This window comes from Kitasatospora azatica KCTC 9699 (assembly GCF_000744785.1).
In the GTDB taxonomy this organism is placed as follows: Bacteria; Actinomycetota; Actinomycetes; order Streptomycetales; family Streptomycetaceae; genus Kitasatospora; species Kitasatospora azatica.
On the sequence record NZ_JQMO01000003.1, the window covers coordinates 284,195 to 302,812 of the forward strand.

The window sequence follows — 18,618 nt, forward strand, 5'->3', positions numbered from 1 at the left end:
TCCGGCCGGGGGGACCCCCACTGCTCGCTCACTGGAACACCCCGTGCGTGTTGAGGTACTGCTGCTTCCACAGCTCGATGTACTGCTCGGTGAACGGCTGGAAGGCCGCGTCGATGGACAGGCCGCGGAAGTCCAGCGGCTGCAGACTGCGGGCCATCACCACGTAGTCGCGGTAGCCGGCGCCCTGGCGGCGCATCGCCGGGTAGGCCGCCGCCGGCAGGAAGCCGTGCGCGAGCAGCAGTCGCAGGTCCTGGTAGCGGTCCAGTGGGACCAGCGCCTCGATGTGCGAGGCCCCGCACTCGGCGAGCCGGGCGATCAGCGAGTCGAACTCCTCGGCCAGTGCGGCCAGGCCGGGCCTGGCGCCGATCAGCGCGCAGTAGCCGTCGGCCGGGCTGAGCTGGGCGTAGACCTCGTGCCGGTTGTCCGCGGAGGCCAGCATCACGTTCGGCGTGTGGAACGGGTAGAAGCACAGCTCCGGGTCGGGGACCGCCTCGGCCATCCGCCGGCGGACGAACTGCGGGGCGTCGACGAACTCGAACCCCGGTCCGCCGGCGCCGGTCTGTCGGATCGGCAGTGGCTCGTGGTCGATGGCGGGCAGCGGCTGCTCGGGCAGGCCGACCGCCTCGTGCAGCGCCCGGACCAGGTCCCCCAACCCGGCCGGCACCCGGTCCACCGGCAGCCGCTGCTCCAGCACGCCGGCCCGGTGCTTGGCCAGCAGCACCATCGTCTCGTGGCGCTCGGCCTTGCGCAGGTTCGGGAAGATGCCGAGCGCCCGGAAGCCGGCGCTCAGACAGACCCGTTGCGGGGCGGTCGAGTTGGTGCGCGCGGTGGCGTAGACCGAGTCGGCGGCGTGCTCGCCGGTCAGCAGCAGCTCACTGAGCCGGCGGACCGCCTGGTGCGCCAACCCGGTGCCGCGGGCGTCGGGATGGATGGCCAGCCCCTGGAGCTTGCCGAGCCGGTTCTGCGGATCGACCGAGCCGATGATGGAGCCGATGATCCGCCCGCTGTCCGGCTCCCTGGCCACCAGCCAGGTGGTGCGCGGCGAGGCTATCTCCCGCGCCATCACGTCCGGGTCGGTGCCGATGGGCAGCGCGTAGCTGCTCCCGTAGACCTGCCGATAGAGCAACAACAGCCCGTTGATGTCACTCAGTTGAACGGCAGTGAACTGATGGGACAAAAATACCTCCCCGGTGTCACTGATGCGCCCACGGATCAGTGTGGTCTGCCGTGGCGCATCGCAGAACTGTCCTCACGATCGAATGCGTAGGCCCGGGTGGGGTGGGTCGCATGCGGAACTCCGCGTATGGCGGTTTCCGTGCCGCAGGGTCGCCGGATTGGGGATGGCCGGCGACTTGCGAGCCGAAAGGAGGAGAACGGCCGCGGGGTGACGCGACCAGCTCCCTCACCCTAGCGCGCGGGCAGCCGCGCTGACCATTCGTCAGCCCTCTGACCAGCTCGGATGCAGGTCAAGTGCGATCGAGATCACAGCCTGTCGATGAACCGATACAGCCGGGCACCGGGAACCGGCCGGGGTTGCACTGGTTTTCGGACAGTTCGTCAGACGCGTTCTTCATAAGGATTCTTGATGGTTGCCATAACGCCCCCTAGCAAACATCACCGGAAATCTCGGGGATTTCGATGACGGGCGGCCGAGCCCCTCGCGGTCCGGGCATCAGTTGACGAGTTGCAGGATGCTCTTCGCCATCAGCCACAGGCCCAACCCCAGCGAGAGTGACACGATGGCCTGATCCTGATGGCCGGCGATCCAGTCATGCAACGCGCCCAACCTGGCCTGCGCCGCCACCGGCTTGAACGTCGTGTAGAGCTCCATCACCAACAGGCTCGCCGTGGCCAGCAGGCAGTAGCCCACCAGGGACAGGTAGGTGGCGGCTTCGGAGAGATCCGCCTGGACCACCGTGGCGGCGCCTGCGCCGACCACGCCCCAGGGCTGCAGCAGCACCCCCATGCCCGCGGCCGTCCAGCCCGAGACGCTGTCAAGTCGTGCCAACCACTTGGGGGGCTTGCGGGGACGCTTGCCGCGCCGACGCTTGCGTTCCCCGTAGATCACCATGCCGAGGCCCAGCGCCAGCTTCACGGCCAGCGCCGCGGTGGACGAGGCGCTCTGGTGGGCCGGCGGCTTGCCACCGGTGATCAGCAGCACGCAGGCGATCACCACCACCAGGCTGGCGAGCCAGGCCAGGATGAACGCCACCCCCTTGCGCACACCCTTCTCCGCGGACAGCAGCAGGATGAACGCCGTGTTGTGCACCGGCCCCAGGGTGATGGCCAGCCCGATGAGCAGGAGGTCGAGAACCATCGCGTCTGCTCACCGCTCCACTCGGGGTCTGCTGACGGTACGGGGCCATCATGACCCGGGCTCGTCAGCCGGGGCATCTCGTCCGTACTCCGTTGGGCCGATCCGCAGCCGCACCCCGCAGGACAGCACCCCGCCGCCCCCGCCGACCGCGGGCCCAGCCGTGTGGCAGGCTGCACCCATGCGTATCGGACTGCTGGGCACCGGCCCCTGGGCGCAGCGCGTCCACGCGCCCGCCCTGGCCACCCACCCCGACCTGCGGTTCGTCGGCGTGTGGGGACGCCGGCCGCACGCCGCCCGGGCGCTGGCCGCGCTGCACCGCACCGCCGCCTTCTCGGCGGTCGACGAACTGTTCGAGCAGGTCGACGCGGTATCGATCGCGCTGCCGCCCGAGGTCCAGTCACCACTGGCCGTACGGGCCGCCGCGAGCGGCTGCCACCTGCTGCTGGACAAGCCCGTCGCCACCGACGTCCGCCAGGCCGCCGAGGTCGTCAGCACGGCCGCCCGCCACGGCGTGGCCGGCCAGGTCTTCTTCACCCTGCGCTTCGACCGGGCCGTCGCGAGGTGGGTCGAGGAGCAGGCCGCCACCGGCGGCTGGTCGGGCGGTCACGCCAGCTGGCTGTCCAGCGTCTTCACCGATGCCGCCAACCCGTACGCCGCCTCGCCCTGGCGCCGGGAGAAGGGCCCGCTGTGGGACATCGGCCCGCACGTGCTGTCCGTCCTGCTGCCGACACTCGGGCCGATCGAAGCCGTCACCGCCTCGGCCGGCGCGGGCGACGCCGTCCACCTGACCTTCCGGCACGGCGGCGGTGCCCGCAGCACCACGGACCTGAGCATGACCGCACCCGCTGAGGCCGCCGCGACGACGATCGAGCTGCACGGGGCCGACGGCACGAGCCGCATGCCGTTCCGCGGTGCCGACCCGGTCGCCGCATTCCACCGCGCCATCGACGCACTCCTCGCCGACAGCCGGGTCGACGTCGGCCCGGTCCACGTCGCCGCCGGGACCGTGCGCGCCGACGGAGCCGCTTCCTGCGACCTGGAGTTCGGGCTGACGGTGGTACGAATCCTCGCGGCCGCCCAGGAGGCGTTGACCTCCGGACGGACCGTACCCGTCACCACCCACTGACCCGCCGACCTCAGACCGCCGTTGGCGCGCCGCCGAGTTGGTCTGCCAACGCCGTCAGGGTGACACCCAGCGGCAGGCCGATCCTCGCCGTCGCGTAGTCGTCGCCGCGCGTCGCACCCTGGTTCACGATCACGACGGGCTTGCCGTGCTTGGCGGCGTGCCGCACGAAGCGCAGGCCGGACATGACGGTCAGTGAGGAGCCGAGGACCAGCAGCGCACGCGCCGCGTCGACCAGGGCGTAGCACCGCTCGACCCGTGGCTTGGGAACGTTCTCGCCGAAGAAGACCACATCCGGCTTGAGGATCCCGCCGCACACCTCGCACGGTGCGACTCGGAAAGCGGCCACCAGCGCGTCCGGTAGCTCGACGTCCCCGTCCGGCTTCACCTCGGCACCCGACTCCTCCGGCGCGCCGTTCAGCAGGTTCAGCCGCCGTTCGAGCTCCTCGCGCGTGCCGGAGCGCCCGCACCCCAGGCACACGACGCGGTGCAGGCCGCCGTGCAGTTCCACCGCGTCCAGCGTGCCCGCCGCGCGGTGCAGGCCGTCCACGTTCTGGGTGATCACCGCCGAGACGTGGCCACTGCGGCGCAGCTCCTCGACCGCCCGGTGCCCGGCGTTGGGCTCGGCTCCGGCGATCATTCGCCACCCGACATGACTGCGTGCCCAGTACCGGCGACGGGCCTCCTCGCTCGCCACGAACTCCTGGAACGTCATCGGCCGGTGGCGGCGCAGGCTGCCCGTGACTCCCCGATAGTCGGGAATACCCGACTCCGTCGAGAGCCCCGCACCACTCAGGACCACGACGCCTCGACCGGCCAGCAGGCGCGCCGCGTCCTCCACCCCGGCGAGCATCGGACTGAGCCTCGGACGCACATCCATACGGACAGGCTACCCACGCCTCGGGCTGTGACCGGAGTCACGGGGAACGTCCGGTCGCGTGGACCCCTCCTTCCTGCGTACCGACCGTCGCACCTGGAGGCCTGTTGTGAAGCGCCCTGTCCGTGTCGCCCTCTGGGCCGCACTCTCCGCCCAGTCGATCTGGTTCCTCACTCACGGGGCTGACGCCTTCGGGGTCTCCGTGCTGGTGGTGCTCGGCGGATTCGCCGCGCTGTCCGGCCGGTACCCGTGGACGGGTGTCCCGGTCCGGCTCCTGATGGCCGCCGATTTCCTGCTCTCGGTCGGCGCCCGGTTCGGCGCCTTCGGCGGGCCGGATTCGCCGGGCGTGACCTGGGGCGACTTCGCGCACTTCACCGCGTACACCCGGCAGGTGGCCTCGTTCCTGCCGGCCGGACTGGCACCGACGCTCGCGGTGCTGGCCACCATCGCCGAGACCGGCCTCGGACTGGCCCTGCTGCTCGGGGTCCGGCTCCGGCGCACGGCCCTCGGTGCCGCCTGCCTGCTCCTCTCCTTCGGGATCTCGATGTCCGTCTCGCTGCCGGTCTCCGAGCAGTTCCACTACTGCGTGTTCGCGCTGGCCGCCGGCATGCTCGACCTGTCCACGGCCGACCGGTACCCGCTCAGCCTCGACCGCCCGCTCAGCGCGACTCGGGCGGCTCGGGCGACTCGCGCGGCTAAGGGGTCCGTGCCGTCCAGCGCACCGGGAGCGACACCGGACCACGGGTGATGCCGGACGGGTGCCAGCGCAGCTCCTCGACGGGCACCGCCAGCTCCAGGTCAGGGAAGCGTTCCAGGAGCAGCCCGATGGCGACGGCGCCCTCGAGCCGGGCCAGCGGCGCGCCCAAGCAGTAGTGGATGCCGTGTCCGAAGGAGACGTGTCGCGCGTCGGGGCGGGTGACGTCCAGTCGCTCCAGGTCCTCGCCGTCGCGTCCGGCCGCGGTCAGGGCGAGCAGGACGATGTCACCGCGCCGGATCCGGGTGCCGGCCAGCTCCAGGTCCTCGGCGGCATAGCGGTGCGGAGTGAATTCCACCGGGGCGTCGTAGCGCAGGAACTCCTCGACCGCGCCGGGCAGCAGCGACGGATCGGCGCGCAGCAGGTCGGCCTGGTCGCGGTTCCGCAGCAGCGACAGGCCGGCGTTGGCCAGCAGGTTCACCGTCGTGTCGTGGCCGGCGACGATCAGCAGCACCGCGGTGCCGAGCAGCTCGGTGTCGGACAGTCGCCCGTCCGCCTCGTCGTGCACCGCGACCAGTGCCGAGAGCAGGTCGTCGCCCGGCTCGCGGCGCTTGGCGGCGAGCACCTCCCAGCAGCTGGTTGAGCCGCCGCGCGCCCTCCTGCTGCAGATGGAGGGGATTGCCGATGGCCTGCTGGGACCAGATGCGGAAGTCGGCGCGGTGGCGTTCGGGCACACCGAGCAGCTCCGAGATGACCGCCACCGGCAGCGGGGCGGCGAAGTCCGCCACCAGGTCGGCCTGCCCGGCCGGTGCCATCGCGTCCAGCAGCTGGGTGGTGATCTCCTCCACCCGCGGGCGCAGCAACTCGGTGCGGCGGGCGGTGAACGCGCCGGCGACCAGCTTGCGCAGCCGGGTGTGCTGCGGCGGGTCAGAGGTCAGCATGTTGCCGCCCAGGCCGACACCCGGGCGGTTGCCGGTGAATCCGACCGCGTCCAGGGCGTCCTGCGCGACCGTGGCGTCCTTCACCAACGCGTGGTGCAGGAACGCCTCGCGGACCGCCTGCTGCCCCACCACCACCCACGCCGGCAAGCCGTTGAGCAGCCTGGCCCGGTGCACCGGCCCGGCCGCCCGCAGCCGCGTGTACTGCTCGTGGGCGGTAGCCCGGAAGTCGGCATCGATCGTGAATGCCGGCTCCACGGTCGCCGCCACATCCGCCACGGCCTGGTCGACTGAAGCCATCTCTCCCCCATCGAGATCCTCGCCGGCCCGCCCACCCTCCCGTTGGCCTGGGCACACCGGCCCCCGATCCCTTCCCGCCCGCCGCGCACCGCATGCCGTGCCACGGCCGGAAGTTCCGGGGCTGAGCCCGCCCACCTCACCAGGGCGGATGGCCGACACCGGGCCCCGCGGCCCGCCCGGTGCCTGACCGGCCCGTGGGGCAATGACACAGTGGTGTCCTGACCCGCAACGGGTGGCGACCGCAGGAGGAAACAGCATCATGACGACCCCTCAGCACCCTGTCCCCGCCGGCGAGCGCGCCGACCTGCTGGAGACGCTCGCCAAGCACCGCGGTCTACTGCGCGTCACCGTCCGCGGCCTCACCGAGGAACAGGCCGCCCAGCGCACCACGGTGAGCGAGCTCTGCCTGGGCGGGCTGATCAAGCACCTGGCGGGGGTCGAGGAGCGGTGGATGCGCTTCGTGACCGGCGGGGCCAAGGCGATGCGCAGCGAACCGGTGGACTGGGAAAGCGAGTTCCGGATGCTCGACGGCGAGACGCTGGCCGGTCTGCTGGAGCGCTACGAGCAGGCGGCCCGCAGGACCGACGAGCTGGTGGCGACCCTGCCCGACCTGGACGCCTCGCACCTGCTGCCCGAGGCACCGTGGTTCGAGCCGGGCACGCGCTGGTCGGCCCGGCGGGTGCTGCTGCACGTCATCACCGAGATCTCCCAGCACGCCGGTCACGCCGACATCATCCGCGAGTCCCTGGACGGCGCGAAGAGCATGGGGTGACCGCCCGAGGTTGACGACCAGGACGGGTGGCCCGGCTCGCCCGGCACTACCGTGGAGGGGTGGCGGCAGCAGCCGGCCAGGACAGGAGGTGTCCGATGGCCGTACCCGGATACGAGCTGGTCTTCACCCGCACCGTCGACGGAACCGAGCACCAGGACATCGTGCAGGTCCACCCCATCGGCACCAGCGGCCCCGGCGGCCACCCGGTCTTCGCCGACCCCAGCGGGGTCGTCCGCGCCGAGATCAGCGACCGGGGCGAGATCCGGATGCTCGCCACCGGCGGCCACCAGGACCTGCAGTCACCCACCGAGGTGCGCCCGCTGCCGTAGGCCCGGCGGGCCGTCGCTCACCCGGGCGGCGGCCGACCTGCGTGTCGCGCCCCGTGGGCGGTCGCCGAGCCGGGAGCGGCCGCAGCGGTCGGCGCGCCGATGGGGCGACGATGTGGAACGTTGGATGTGGGGGTGAAACGTTCCGCTGGGAGAGGAGAGGCCATGTCATCGAAGCGACGCAGGAAGAAGAAGGGGCGCCGGAAGCACGCCGCCAACCACGGCCGTCGGCCCCAGTGCTGAAGACGGCAACCACCGGGGTGGGCCGGACACGCTGCGGAGTGCCCGGCCGCCGGCCCGCCCCTCCCGACGCCCGTCACGCCCCCTGATGTCGACTGCTGCTGACACCGCCCGACCGGTGGGTACAAGCTGAGCTGTCCGACTTCCACGCGAGGGGCTCAGCGATGGCCATGCAGGACGAGCTGAAGGCAGAACTACAAGCGGCCGCCGACAGGCTGTGGCGGCCGCACGTCAAGGTCAGGGCCATCGAGCACACCCGGCTGCGGGTGGACTCCGACGACGGCCCGAGGTGGGCGCTGGACGCGGCCGCCGGGTTCGCGGCGATCCCCGACTGGCAGGTGCGCGAGGTCCACAGCGAAAGCGGGCAACAGTTCACCCTGCTGCTGACCGTGGAGCGGAGCTCCTCCCCCGCCGGGTGACTCCAAGGTCAGGGGCGGGGCGGCGTGCGCATCAGGTCGCGCATCTCGGTGAGCAGTTCGACCTCGGTCGGCGGGTCCTCGATGGCCGGCAGGCCGGCCTTGCGGCGGCGGCGATCGGCCATCGCGTTCAGCGGGGCCACGACGAAGAAGTAGAGGGCTGCCGCGATCAGCACGAAGGAGATCAGGGCGTTGATGAAGGCGCCGTAGCGGAAGACGCTGTGGTTGACCGTGAAGGTCAGCGCGGAGAAGTCCTGCTTGCCGAAGATCGCCGCGATCAGCGGGGTCAGCAGGTCGTTGACCAGGCTGTTCACCACCGCGACGAAGGCGGCACCCATGACGAACGCGACGGCCAGGTCGAGCACGTTTCCGCGCAGGATGAACTTCTTGAAGCCTTGCAGCATCCCTGCCTCCTCCTCGGGTTGCACGCCTCTCCCCAGCCTTCGGCCCGCGCCGCACCCTGGCCTGTCGGGCAGTCCGAACAGGTGACTGGGGCGATGAGGCGGCGTCAGTCCCGTCGGGTGGTCCCGGGGGTGGTCCTGGGAGTGGTGCGCCCGCGGTCGACCCGGCGCCGCTGTTCGGCTTGGAAAAGGCGCATCAGTTCCTGGGTGGCCTCGTTCAGTTCGATCGGGGCGTCCTCGTCCGGGTCGACGCCCTGCTCGCGCAGTTGCTGGTCCTGGACCATGACGGGCAGCTCCGGGTCGTGGTCGGAGCGGCGCGGGCCCTCCGGACCGTCGGGGCCGAAGCGGATCATGCGCTCGACCCGGACGATGCGCAGCCGGCGGTCCGCGAGGGTGACCTCGTGGGATCGGTCGGCTTCGAGGCGGTCGGCCGCCTTGATGTAGGCGGCTCGCTCGGGAGCCGTCAGCCCGCGCTCGACCTGGTCGACGACGCGCAGGCGTACCGAGAGCACGTCCCGGGCGCGGAACGGCGTGGGCAGGTCGACGTAGCTGCCGGGGCGCCACCGGTCGCCAATGTGTTCGGCGATGGTGAATGCGGGCGGGAGCAGAACTGCTCCGGGGTGGGTACGGGAGGCGCGGAGCGCGTCATTGCGAACGTCTGTCGGAAATGCGCCGGTAGCCGGTACCATCTGGAGGCTGCAGCTCCCACCCGCCCTCCTCCCGTTCACGGGCGATGCCGAACACGGGGGCGCCGGCTGACAGGATCTCGGGGTACGACTCCCGCGCCGTCCACGCCTCGACATCAGCGAGCACCGCTACCGGAGAATCGGGAGCGGACATTCTGATCGTCAGATAACCGGGAACATTCCCATCGAAGTTCACCATGAATCCATGATGCAATCCGCGAACCGCCCTCCGCAGACAAACAGCTGATTTCGCGTCCACTGCGCCCGTCGCGAAGGATCCGGTTCTAGTCGCCCGGCGCGACCAGCCCCGTCTCATAGGCCAGCACGACCGCCTGGGCCCGGTCGCGCAGGCTGAGCTTGGCGAAGATCCGGGCCACGTGGGTCTTCACGGTGGCCTCACTGAGCGTCAGCTGCGCGGCCAGTTCGGCGTTGGACAGGCCCCGGCCGAGCAGCGTCAGCACCTCCAGCTCACGGGGTGTCAGCGTGGTCAGGTCGCGGTGGACGGCCCGCGGGTGGCCGGGGGGCTCGCGGGTCGGCCGCTCGGTGGCGAACCGCTCCACCAGGCGGCGGGTGATCGACGGTGAGAGCAGGGCGTCGCCGGTGTCCACCAGCCGCACCGCGGCGGCCAGGTGCGCGGCGGTGACGTCCTTGAGCAGGAAGCCGCTGGCGCCCAGGGCCAGCGCAGCGTAGATGTAGCGGTCCAGGTCGAAGGTGGTCAGCATCAGCACTCGGCAGTCGGGTTGCCGCGCCAGTACCCGGCGGGCCGCCTCCAGGCCGTCCATCTCGGGCATCCGGATGTCCATCAGCACCACGTCGGGGCGCAGCCGGGCAGCCAGCGCCACCGCCTCGGCACCGTCGGCCGCCTCGCCGACCACGTCGATGCCGCGCGCGGTCAGGATCATCCGGAAGCCGGTGCGGATCAGCTCCTGGTCGTCGGCGATCAGGACCCGGGGCGGCGGCTCGGCGGCCGCCGGGGTGGTCATGCCCCCTCCAGCGGGAGCCGGGCGCGCACCCGGTAGCCGCCGCCGAGCCGGCGCCGGGCGTCCAGGTCGCCGCCGTAGACGGCGACGCGCTCGCGCAGCCCGAGCAGGCCGCGACCCGTTCCGTCGGCCCTGCCGCCCGGCGCGGGCGCGCCGCCGCGCAGCACGCTCGGCCCGCTGTTCAGCACCTCCACCCGCAGGTAGCGCTCGCTGTAACGCACCGTCACCTCGGCCTTCCCCCCGTCGCCGTGCCGCAGCGCATTGGTCAGCGCCTCCTGCACGATCCGATACGCCGTCAGGTCGATCCCGGTCGGCAGCGTGCGCGGCTCCCCCGAGATGCGCACCTCCACCGGCAGCCCGGCGAAGGCGATCCGGTCCACCAGCGCGCTGAGTCGGCGCAGGCTCGGCTGCGGCGCGAGGTCGGGCTCCCGGTCGGTGCCGTCCGCCGCCGGGGCGAGCAGGCCGAGCAGGTGGCGCAGCTCCGTCATCGCGTCCCGGCCCGCGCCCTCCACCGCGCCCAGCGCGGCGGCCGCCGCCTCGGGCATGCTCTCCAACACCTCACGGGCCGCGCCGGCCTGCACCACCATCAGGCTCACGTTGTGGCTGACGATGTCGTGCAGCTCCTGGGCGATCCGAGCCCGCTCGGCGTCCACCGCGCCGCGCGCCGCGCTCTCCCGCTCGCGCTCCAGCAGCCAGCCGCGGTCCTCCAGCGCCTTGCGGTGCAACCGCCGCTCACGCAGCAACGCCACCCCCAGCCAGCCCGCTGCGACCACCGCCGCCACCAGGGCGACGACCAACCAGCCCCCCGCGTCCCCGTGCATTCGGCCACCCTGGCAGAGCCCGGGGCGATCCGCATCATCCGGCGGATCCAGCACCGTACATCTCCGGTATGACCCCGGCCGCGGATTGGACCCAGGGGTGGACGCCGGGCCGTACCCGCTCCCGGCAGGCTTCGGTGTCATGACGGAACAGGGGCACCAGGGGAACCTGGACAACGTGGTCGTCCGGCTGGACGACGTGCGCAAGGAGTACGGCGAGACCGCCGCACTGGACGGGGTCTCACTGGAGATCAGGGCCGGCGAGGCGGTGGCCGTGATGGGGCCCTCGGGCTGCGGGAAGTCCACCCTGCTCAACATGGTGGCCGGGCTGGACCGGCCCAGCTCGGGCCGGGTGGTGGTGAACGGCGAGGACCTCGGCACGCTGAACGAGACCGGCCTGGCGCTCTTCCGCCGCCGCCGGATCGGCATGGTCTTCCAGTTCTTCAACCTGATCGACGACCTGCCGGCGCTGGACAACGTGGCGCTGGCCGCCCAGCTCACCGGCAGCTCGGCGAGCCAGGCCCGCCGGCGGGCGCTGGAGCTGCTGGACGAACTCGGCATCGCCGACCGGCGCTCGGTCTACCCGGCGGCGCTCAGCGGCGGCGAGCGCCAGCGGGTGGCGGTGGCCCGGGCGCTGATGAACCGTCCGGCGCTGCTGCTGGCCGACGAGCCGACCGGGGCGCTGGACAGCCGCTCCGGCGAGCAGGTGATGGACCTGCTGATCGACCTCAACCAGATCGGGCAGACCCTGCTGCTGGTGACCCACGACCAGCGCCTGGCCACCCGCTGCGCCAGCCGGCTGATCGAACTCGCCGACGGCAGGGTGGCCCGCGAGAGCGCCCTGGAGCGGACGGCATGAGCGCGGTCTGGCGGGCCTCCCGCGCCGCGGTCAAGCGCCGCCGGCTGCAGACCTTGGTGATCGGCCTGGTGGTCTTCCTCTCCGCCACCACCCTGGTGGTCGCGCTCGGCCTGCTGGACGCCACCACCGCCCCCTTCGAGCGGGTCTTCAACGGCCGGTCCGGCGCCCAGCTGACCGCCACCTTCGACCCCGCCAAGGCCACCGGGGCCCAGCTCGCCGAGACCGCCCGCCGGCCGGGCGTGACGGCCGCGGCCGGCCCGTTCGGCGAGGCCGTGGTGACGCTGACCGACCTGCCGGTGGGCAACCCGAGCCAGCCCTTCACCCTGGTCGGCCGGACCGACCCGGGCGGGCCGGTGGACCGGCTGGACGTCTGGGCCGGCCGCTGGGCCACCGCCCCGGGCGAGGTGGTGCTCAACCTGCCGCGCGCCGTCGGCACCCTCCCCGACCTGATCGGCTCCGCCCGCACCGTCACCGGCCACGGCAAGCTCACCGTGGTCGGCGTGGCCTACAGCGTGACCCAGTCGGCCGACGGCTGGGTGACACCCGATCAGCTGGCCGAGCTGCATCCCGGCGCCGTCCAGATGCTCTACCGCTTCGCCCACGCCGGGACGGCCGGCGAGGTCGACGCGGGCAAGGCGGTGGTCACCGGCGGGCTGCCGGCCGGCTCACTGGTCACCGCGCTCTCCTATCTGACGATCGAGCAGCAGATCGCCGCCGGACCGGGGGCGTACGTCCCGCTGCTGGTGACCTTCGGCGTTCTCGGCCTGATCGTGGCGGTGCTGATCGTCGGCAATGTGATCAGCGGTGCGGTGGTCTCGGGCTTCCGGCACATCGGGGTGCTCAAGGCGCTCGGCTTCACCCCGAACCAGGTGGTGGCGGTCTATCTGACGATGCTCTCGGTACCGGCGGTGGTCGGCTGCGTGCTCGGCACGGTGCTGGGCAACCTGGCGGCGCAGCCGCTGGTGACCCAGACGCTGCGCGGCTTCGGCGGCTCGGAGTACGTGATCAGCCCCTGGGTGGACGTGGTGACGCTGCTCGGCCTGCCCGTGGTGGTGGTGCTCGCCGCGCTGGTCCCGGCGCTGCGCGCACACCGGCTCTCCGCCGCCCGGGCGATCAGCGCGGGCAGCGCGCCCCGGCCCGGGCGGGCGCTGCGGGTCCAGCGCCGGCTGGCCGGCAGCCGGCTGCCGCGCTCGGTCAGCCTGGGCCTGGGCCTGCCGTTCGCCCGTCCGGGGCGGACCGCGCTGACCCTGGCGGCGGTGCTGCTCGGCGCCGCCACCGTCACCCTCACCACCGGGCTGACCAGCACCATGACCAAGTACGGCGACGCGATCGAGGGGTCCGGCCACCGGTCGGTCGAGGTCTACTCCGGCAAGGCCCGGATGGGCCAGACCGAGCCGCGGCTGAGCAGTACCGACACCGAGGCGATGCTGCGCGGCCTGCCGGGCGCGGTGCACGTGATGGCCGACTCCTACGTGGACGCCAACCTGGTCGGCTTCCCGCAGACCGCCACCATCAGCGCGATGCGTGGCGACTCGGCGGTCCTCGGCCCCACGCTGCTCAAGGGTCGCTGGTTCTCCGGCCCGGGCGAGATCGTCGCCTCCGCCGGCTTCCTGAAGAAGCGCGGGCTCGCCGTCGGCGACCACCTCACGGTGGACCTGGGCGGCCGGCAGGGCCAGGTGGCCATCGTCGGCACCGCCATGATCGGCGCACCCGACCTGGTCTTCGCCGACTGGCGGGCCGTCCAGGCGATCGCGCCGGACGACCAGGCCCTCACCTGGTCGGTGCAGTACGAGGTCCAACTCGCGCCCGGCACCGACTACAACGCGTACATGGCGGCCGTGGCGGCGGCCGACCCGGGGCTCTACCCGCACGACGCGCGGGCGGTGAACGCCGGCGCCGTGACCGTGATCAGCACCGCGAGCATCCTCACCCTGCTGCTCGGCACGGTCACCGCGCTCGGCGTCTTCAACACCGTGGTGCTCAACACCCGCGAGCGCCGCCGCGACCTGGGCATGCTCAAGTCGATCGGGATGACGCCGCGTCAGGTGACGGTGATGATGGTGACCTCGATGGCCGGGGTGGGCCTGGTCGGCGGACTGCTCGGGACGCCGATCGGGGTCCTCGCCCACCAGCTGATCGTGCCGCTCTCCTTCGGGGTGGGCGGGGTGCAGCTCCCCGGCTCCATGCTGCACATCTGGTCGCCGCCGCTGCTGGCCGCGCTCGCGCTGGCCGGGATGCTGATCGCGGCCCTGGGCGCGCTGCTGCCGGCCCGGTCGGCGGCTCGGCTGACCATCGCCGAGGTGCTGCGCAGCGAGTGACCGGCGGGTGCCCCGCGCGAGAGCGGGGCGCCCGCCTTTCGCGTCCCCGGCCGGCTCCGCAAGCCGTTTGCGTCGGGCGACAGTTCTTTGCGAAGAAACCGGCGCCGCCGCGATGAGCGGTGGGGTGGATCGACCGCGCTGCCTGGGGGCTATGTCGGCCTTGGCGCTTGCGCTGCTTCCAAGCGTATTTGCATGAGAGAAGACGTTGTTTGCGTGATCTGATAGATCCCTTGCTCTCACACGGTGGAAACAATACGCTCCCGCGAAAAGCAGCCGCCCACCCCGAGGGAGACCATGTCCAGTACCCGACCGGCGAGGGCCAGAGCCGCCGCGCTCACGCTCCTCGCCATGCTCCTGGCCCTGCTGCCGCTGCTCAGTCCCGCGCCCGCCCGCGCGGCCGGCACCAACCTGGCGCTGGGCAAGGCCGCCTCGGCCAGCAGCACCACCGATGTCTACGCGGCCGGCGATCTCAACGACGGCAACCAGTCCAGCTACTGGGAGAGCGCCAACAACGCCTTCCCGCAGTGGGCGCAGATCGACCTCGGCGCGATCGCTTCGGTGAACCAGGTGGTGCTCAAGCTGCCGACCGCGAACTGGGCGGCCCGCACCCAGACGCTCTCCCTGCTGTCCAGCACCGACGGCAGCAGCTTCGGCACCGTGGTCGCCTCGGCCGGCTACACCTTCGACCCGGCGAGCAACAACACCGTCACCATCAACTTCGCCGCCACCAACGCCCGTTACCTGCGGGCCACGATCACCGCGAACACCGGTTGGCCGGCCGGCCAGCTGTCCGAGTTCGAGATCTACGGCACCCTCGGCGGTGACACCGCCCCGCCCACCGCGCCGACCAACCTCGCCTACACCCAGCCGCAGTCCGGCCAGATCAGGCTGACCTGGGGCGCCTCGACCGACAACGTCGGCGTCACCGGCTACGACGTCTACGCCAACGGCGCCAAGGTGGCGACCGTCGACGGCGCGACCCTGAGCTACACCGACAGCCGGCCGGACACCGCCACGGTCGGCTACACCGTGCGCGCCCACGACGCGGCGGGCAACCAGTCGCCGGACAGCAACAGCGTCACCCGCACCGGCTCCGGCGGCGGGACCGGCAGCAACCTGGCCGTCGGCAAGCCGATCTCCGGCAGCGCCAACACCTACGTCTACGCCCCCGCCAACGCCAACGACGGCGACCTGACCACCTACTTCGAGGGCTCCAGCTACCCGAGCACCCTCACCGTCAAGCTCGGCGCCAACGCGGACCTGAGCGCCGTCAAGGTGCTGCTCAACCCGGCCTCCGTCTGGTCCGCCCGGACCCAGACCATCCAGGTGCTGGGCCGCGAGCAGAGCGCCAGCGGCTTCACCTCCATCAGCGCCGCGCAGACCTACGGCTTCGACCCCGCCACCGGAAACGCCGTCACCATCCCGGTCGGCGCCCGCGTTTCGGACGTGGAGCTGAGCATCACCGGCAACAGCGGCGCACCGGGCGGGCAGGTCGCCGAGTTCCAGGTGATCGGCACGCCGGCGCCCAACCCGGACCTGACCGTCACCGCCTCCTCCTGGACGCCCACCGCGCCCGTGGAGACCGACCCGGTGACCGTCTCGGCCAGCGTCAAGAACGCCGGCAACGCCGCGGCGGGCGCCACCAGCGTCAACTTCTACCTGGGCAGCGCCAAGGTCGCCACCGCCGCGGTCGGCGCGCTGGCCGCGGGCGCGTCCCAGACCGTCAGCGCCTCGATCGGCACCCAGCCGGCGGGCGGTTACCCGCTGACCGCCAAGGTGAACGAGAACGGCGCCGTCATCGAGTCGAACACCGGCAACAACAGCTACACCAACCCGGGCAACCTGGTGGTCGCCGCCGTCCAGAGCTCGGACCTGGTCGCCGCGCCGGTCGCCTGGACGCCGTCGAACCCGTCGGCCGGAAACGCGGTCGGCTTCTCGGTGACGCTGAAGAACCAGGGCAACCTGGCCACCGCGAGCGGCTCGCACGCGATCACCAGCACGCTGCTGGACAGCACCGGTGCGACCGTGCAGACCTTCACCGGCTCGTACAGCGGCTCGTTGGCCCCGGGCGCCAGCAGCGCGCCGGTGGCGATGGGCAGTTGGACGGCCGTGGACGGCAAGTACACCGTGCACACGGTGATCGCCGCCGACGCCGACGAGTTGTCGGTCAAGCAGGCCAACAACACCAGTGACACGCCGCTGGCGGTCGGCCGCGGCGCCAACATGCCGTACGACACCTACCAGGCCGAGGACGGCCAACTCGGCGGCGGCGCGGCCGTGGTCGGCCCCAACCGGGTCATCGGCGACCTGGCCGGCGAGGCCTCCGGCCGCAAGGCGGTCACGCTCAACTCGACCGGCTCGTACGTGCAGTGGATCTCGCGGGAGAGCACCAACACGCTGGTCACCCGGTTCTCCGTCCCGGACGCCCCGGGCGGCGGCGGCAGCACGGCCACCCTCGACCTGTACGTGAACGGCACGCTGGTCCAGCCGGTCACGCTGACCTCGCACTACGCCTGGCTGTACGGCGCCGAGACCGGCCCGGGCAACGACCCCGGCGCCGGCGGGCCGCGCCACATCTACGACGAGGCGCACGTGCTGCTGGGCCAGACCATCCCGGCCGGCGCCACCATCAAGCTGCAGAAGGACGCCGCCAACTCCTCCCAGTACGCGATCGACTTCGTCGACCTCGAGCAGGCCACCGCGGTCGCCAACCCGGACCCCGCCGCCTACGTCACCCCCGCCGGCTTCGCCCAGCAGGACGTGCAGAACGCGCTCGACAAGGTCCGGATGGACACCACCGGCACCCTGACCGGCGTCTACCTGCCCGTCGGCCAGTACCAGGTGTCCAGCAAGCTCCAGGTCTACGGCAAGGCCGTCAAGGTGCTCGGCGCCGGCCCCTGGTTCACCCAGTTCGACTCCCCCACCACCCAGGACAGCACCGACGACGGCTGGTCGGTCTCGGCCAGCGCGAACGGCTCCTCGTTCGCCGGCTTCGCCTGGTTCGGCAACTACGTCTCGCGGATCGACGGCCCGGGCAAGGTCTTCGACCTCACCGACGTCTCCAACCTCACCGTCGACAACATCTGGATCGAGCACCAGGTGTGCGCCATCTGGGGGACGCACGTCAACGGCCTGACCGCGACCGACCTGCGCATCCGCGACACCTTCGCCGACGGCATCAACCTGACCAACGGCAGCCAGAACAACCTGGTCAGCAACGACGAGGCCCGCTCCACCGGTGACGACAGCTTCGCCCTGTTCGCCGCCACCGACCACAACAGCGCCGACCTGAAGAACAACACCTTCCAGAACCTCACCGCACTGACCCCCTGGCGGGCGGCCGGCGTCGCGGTCTACGGCGGCTACGCCAACACCCTGCAGAACCTGTACGTCGCCGACACCCTCACCTACGCCGGCATCACCGTCAGCTCGCTGAACTTCGGCTACCCCTTCGAGGGCTTCGGGGCCAGCCCGCAGACCGTGATCCAGAACGTCTCGCTGGTCCGCGACGGCGGGCACTTCTGGGGCAGCCAGGTCTTCCCCGCGCTCTGGCTCTTCTCGGCCACCCAGCCCTTCCAGGGCATCCGGATCAACAACCTGGACATCACCGACCCGACCTACGCGGGCATCATGTTCCAGACCGACTACTCCGGCGGCACCGCGCTCAACCCGATCACCGACACGGTCTTCACCAACGTCAGCATCACCGGCGCGCAGCAGAGCGGTGACGCCTACAACGCCAAGTCCGGCTACGGGATCTGGGCCAACCCGCTGCCGGAGAGCGGGCAGGGACCGGCGGTCGGCTCGGTCACCTTCAACCACCTGACCGAGAACAACAACCACATCGACCTGTACAACCCCACCTCGACCTTCACCATCACCGTCAACCCGTAACCGGCCAAGCCGTCAGGGCGCACGTCCGATCGGGTGTGCCGTTGGTGATTCCCGTGCGCAGCCGCCGCGAGCCGGGCAGGCTGGGGCGGGAACACCACAGCGCGAGTACCGGCGACCGACGAAGGAGTGCGCCCATGACGGCGGCGAGCGCCAAACTGCTGATCGACGGTTTCGAGCGGGTCCGGGAGGAGGTGGCCGAGGCGCTGGACGGGCTGACCCCCGAGGAGCTGGCCTGGCGGGGGCACGACCAGCGGACCAATCCGGTCGGCTGGCTGGTCTGGCATCTGAGCCGGGTTCAGGACCTGCAGATCTCCGATGTCGCCGAGCTGCCGGAGGTGTGGATCGCCCAGGACTGGCACCAGCGGTTCGCACTCCCGTACCCGGTCGACGCGAGCGGGTACGGCGCCTCCAGCACCCAGGTGCAGAAGTTCACCGCCCCGGTCGAGCTGCTGGCCGGCTACCACGAGGCGGTGCACCGGCAGACCGTGGACTACCTGGCGACCCTGCACGACCGGGACTACGGCCGGATCGTCGACACCGCCTGGGACCCGCCCGTGACGCTGGGCGTTCGGCTGATCAGCATCCTGTCCGACGACCTCCAGCACGTCGGCCAGGCCGCCTTCGTCCGCGGTTGCCTGGCCCGGCGGTAGCAGCCGGTA

At 71.8% G+C, this 18,618-nt stretch carries 19 protein-coding genes; 10 read left to right on the plus strand and 9 right to left on the minus strand.

All coding sequences use genetic code 11. The features are described from left to right. Positions 1–28: 28 nt before the first annotated feature. Positions 29–1,129: a GNAT family N-acetyltransferase gene (locus BR98_RS12420; protein ID WP_157537710.1), complete on the minus strand. Its 1,101-nt coding sequence runs from the start codon at positions 1,127–1,129 to the stop codon at positions 29–31. Between the two features lie 543 nt (positions 1,130–1,672). After that, positions 1,673–2,317 carry a GAP family protein gene (locus BR98_RS12425; protein ID WP_035844386.1) on the minus strand — a complete coding sequence of 215 codons (645 nt, stop codon included), beginning with the start codon at positions 2,315–2,317 and terminating at the stop codon, positions 1,673–1,675. A gap of 178 nt (positions 2,318–2,495) precedes the next feature. Between BR98_RS12425 and BR98_RS12430 the strand changes: the two genes are divergently transcribed. Beyond that, a complete protein-coding gene (locus tag BR98_RS12430; protein ID WP_035844388.1) occupies positions 2,496–3,443 on the plus strand; it encodes a Gfo/Idh/MocA family protein in 948 nt (315 codons plus the stop codon). 10 nt (positions 3,444–3,453) lie between these two features. On the opposite strand, the gene BR98_RS12435 is transcribed toward BR98_RS12430, so the two are convergent. After that, positions 3,454–4,320, minus strand: coding sequence for an NAD-dependent protein deacetylase (locus BR98_RS12435; RefSeq protein ID WP_035844390.1), 867 nt, complete (start codon positions 4,318–4,320; stop codon positions 3,454–3,456). Positions 4,321–4,426: 106 nt separating this feature from the next. Between BR98_RS12435 and BR98_RS39265 the strand changes: the two genes are divergently transcribed. Next, positions 4,427–5,065 (plus strand): hypothetical protein, encoded by a 639-nt coding sequence (locus BR98_RS39265; RefSeq protein ID WP_051969702.1) that lies wholly within the window; start codon positions 4,427–4,429, stop codon positions 5,063–5,065. Here the strand turns inward: BR98_RS39265 and BR98_RS41175 are convergent. Continuing rightward, on the minus strand, positions 5,013–5,636 hold the full coding sequence (locus BR98_RS41175; protein ID WP_232247382.1) for a cytochrome P450: 624 nt from the start codon (positions 5,634–5,636) through the stop codon (positions 5,013–5,015). The two genes, BR98_RS39265 and BR98_RS41175, sit on opposite strands and share 53 nt — an antisense overlap. Here BR98_RS41175 and BR98_RS41180 point away from each other — a divergent pair. The 4 genes from BR98_RS41180 to BR98_RS12460 all read left to right on the plus strand — a co-directional run bounded on the left by BR98_RS41180 (position 5,623) and on the right by BR98_RS12460 (position 8,006). Beyond that, positions 5,623–6,243, plus strand: a complete 621-nt coding sequence (locus BR98_RS41180) for a hypothetical protein (protein ID WP_232247383.1) — start codon at positions 5,623–5,625, stop codon at positions 6,241–6,243. The genes BR98_RS41175 and BR98_RS41180 overlap by 14 nt on opposite strands. A 265-nt stretch (positions 6,244–6,508) precedes the next feature. Continuing rightward, on the plus strand, positions 6,509–7,021 hold the full coding sequence (locus BR98_RS12450; protein ID WP_035844392.1) for a DinB family protein: 513 nt from the start codon (positions 6,509–6,511) through the stop codon (positions 7,019–7,021). 95 nt (positions 7,022–7,116) lie between these two features. Then, a complete protein-coding gene (locus BR98_RS12455; protein ID WP_035844394.1) occupies positions 7,117–7,350 on the plus strand; it encodes a DUF6296 family protein in 234 nt (77 codons plus the stop codon). 401 nt (positions 7,351–7,751) lie between these two features. After that, positions 7,752–8,006, plus strand: coding sequence for a hypothetical protein (locus BR98_RS12460; protein ID WP_035844396.1), 255 nt, complete (start codon positions 7,752–7,754; stop codon positions 8,004–8,006). A gap of 8 nt (positions 8,007–8,014) precedes the next feature. Here BR98_RS12460 and mscL read toward each other — a convergent pair whose 3' ends face one another. The 5 genes from mscL to BR98_RS12480 all read right to left on the minus strand — a co-directional run bounded on the left by mscL (position 8,015) and on the right by BR98_RS12480 (position 10,891). Then, entirely contained in the window at positions 8,015–8,407 is a 393-nt protein-coding gene (mscL, locus tag BR98_RS12465; RefSeq protein WP_198042210.1) for a large conductance mechanosensitive channel protein MscL, read from the minus strand. A 104-nt stretch (positions 8,408–8,511) separates the two neighbouring features. Continuing rightward, positions 8,512–9,093, minus strand: coding sequence for a DUF5954 family protein (locus BR98_RS37860; RefSeq protein ID WP_232247384.1), 582 nt, complete (start codon positions 9,091–9,093; stop codon positions 8,512–8,514). After that, positions 9,050–9,289, minus strand: a complete 240-nt coding sequence (locus tag BR98_RS41185) for a DUF5954 family protein (protein ID WP_232247385.1) — start codon at positions 9,287–9,289, stop codon at positions 9,050–9,052. The genes BR98_RS37860 and BR98_RS41185 overlap by 44 nt, the downstream gene beginning before the upstream one ends. 85 nt (positions 9,290–9,374) lie before the next feature. Continuing rightward, positions 9,375–10,073, minus strand: a complete 699-nt coding sequence (locus BR98_RS12475) for a response regulator (protein WP_035844398.1) — start codon at positions 10,071–10,073, stop codon at positions 9,375–9,377. Further along, entirely contained in the window at positions 10,070–10,891 is an 822-nt protein-coding gene (locus BR98_RS12480; RefSeq protein WP_083976523.1) for a sensor histidine kinase, read from the minus strand. Before BR98_RS12480 ends, BR98_RS12475 begins: the two co-directional genes overlap by 4 nt. 139 nt (positions 10,892–11,030) lie before the next feature. Here BR98_RS12480 and BR98_RS12485 point away from each other — a divergent pair, with 139 nt between their 5' ends. From BR98_RS12485 to BR98_RS12500, 4 genes are all read left to right on the plus strand, one after another. Then, positions 11,031–11,747, plus strand: a complete 717-nt coding sequence (locus tag BR98_RS12485; protein ID WP_051971032.1) for an ABC transporter ATP-binding protein — start codon at positions 11,031–11,033, stop codon at positions 11,745–11,747. Continuing rightward, positions 11,744–14,065, plus strand: a complete 2,322-nt coding sequence (locus tag BR98_RS12490) for an FtsX-like permease family protein (protein WP_051969704.1) — start codon at positions 11,744–11,746, stop codon at positions 14,063–14,065. Before BR98_RS12485 ends, BR98_RS12490 begins: the two co-directional genes overlap by 4 nt. Before the next feature lie 294 nt (positions 14,066–14,359). Then, positions 14,360–17,959 carry a discoidin domain-containing protein gene (locus BR98_RS12495; RefSeq protein WP_035844400.1) on the plus strand — a complete coding sequence of 1,200 codons (3,600 nt, stop codon included), beginning with the start codon at positions 14,360–14,362 and terminating at the stop codon, positions 17,957–17,959. A 134-nt stretch (positions 17,960–18,093) separates the two neighbouring features. Continuing rightward, positions 18,094–18,609, plus strand: a complete 516-nt coding sequence (locus BR98_RS12500; protein ID WP_198042211.1) for a mycothiol transferase — start codon at positions 18,094–18,096, stop codon at positions 18,607–18,609. The last annotated feature ends 9 nt before the right edge of the window (positions 18,610–18,618 follow it).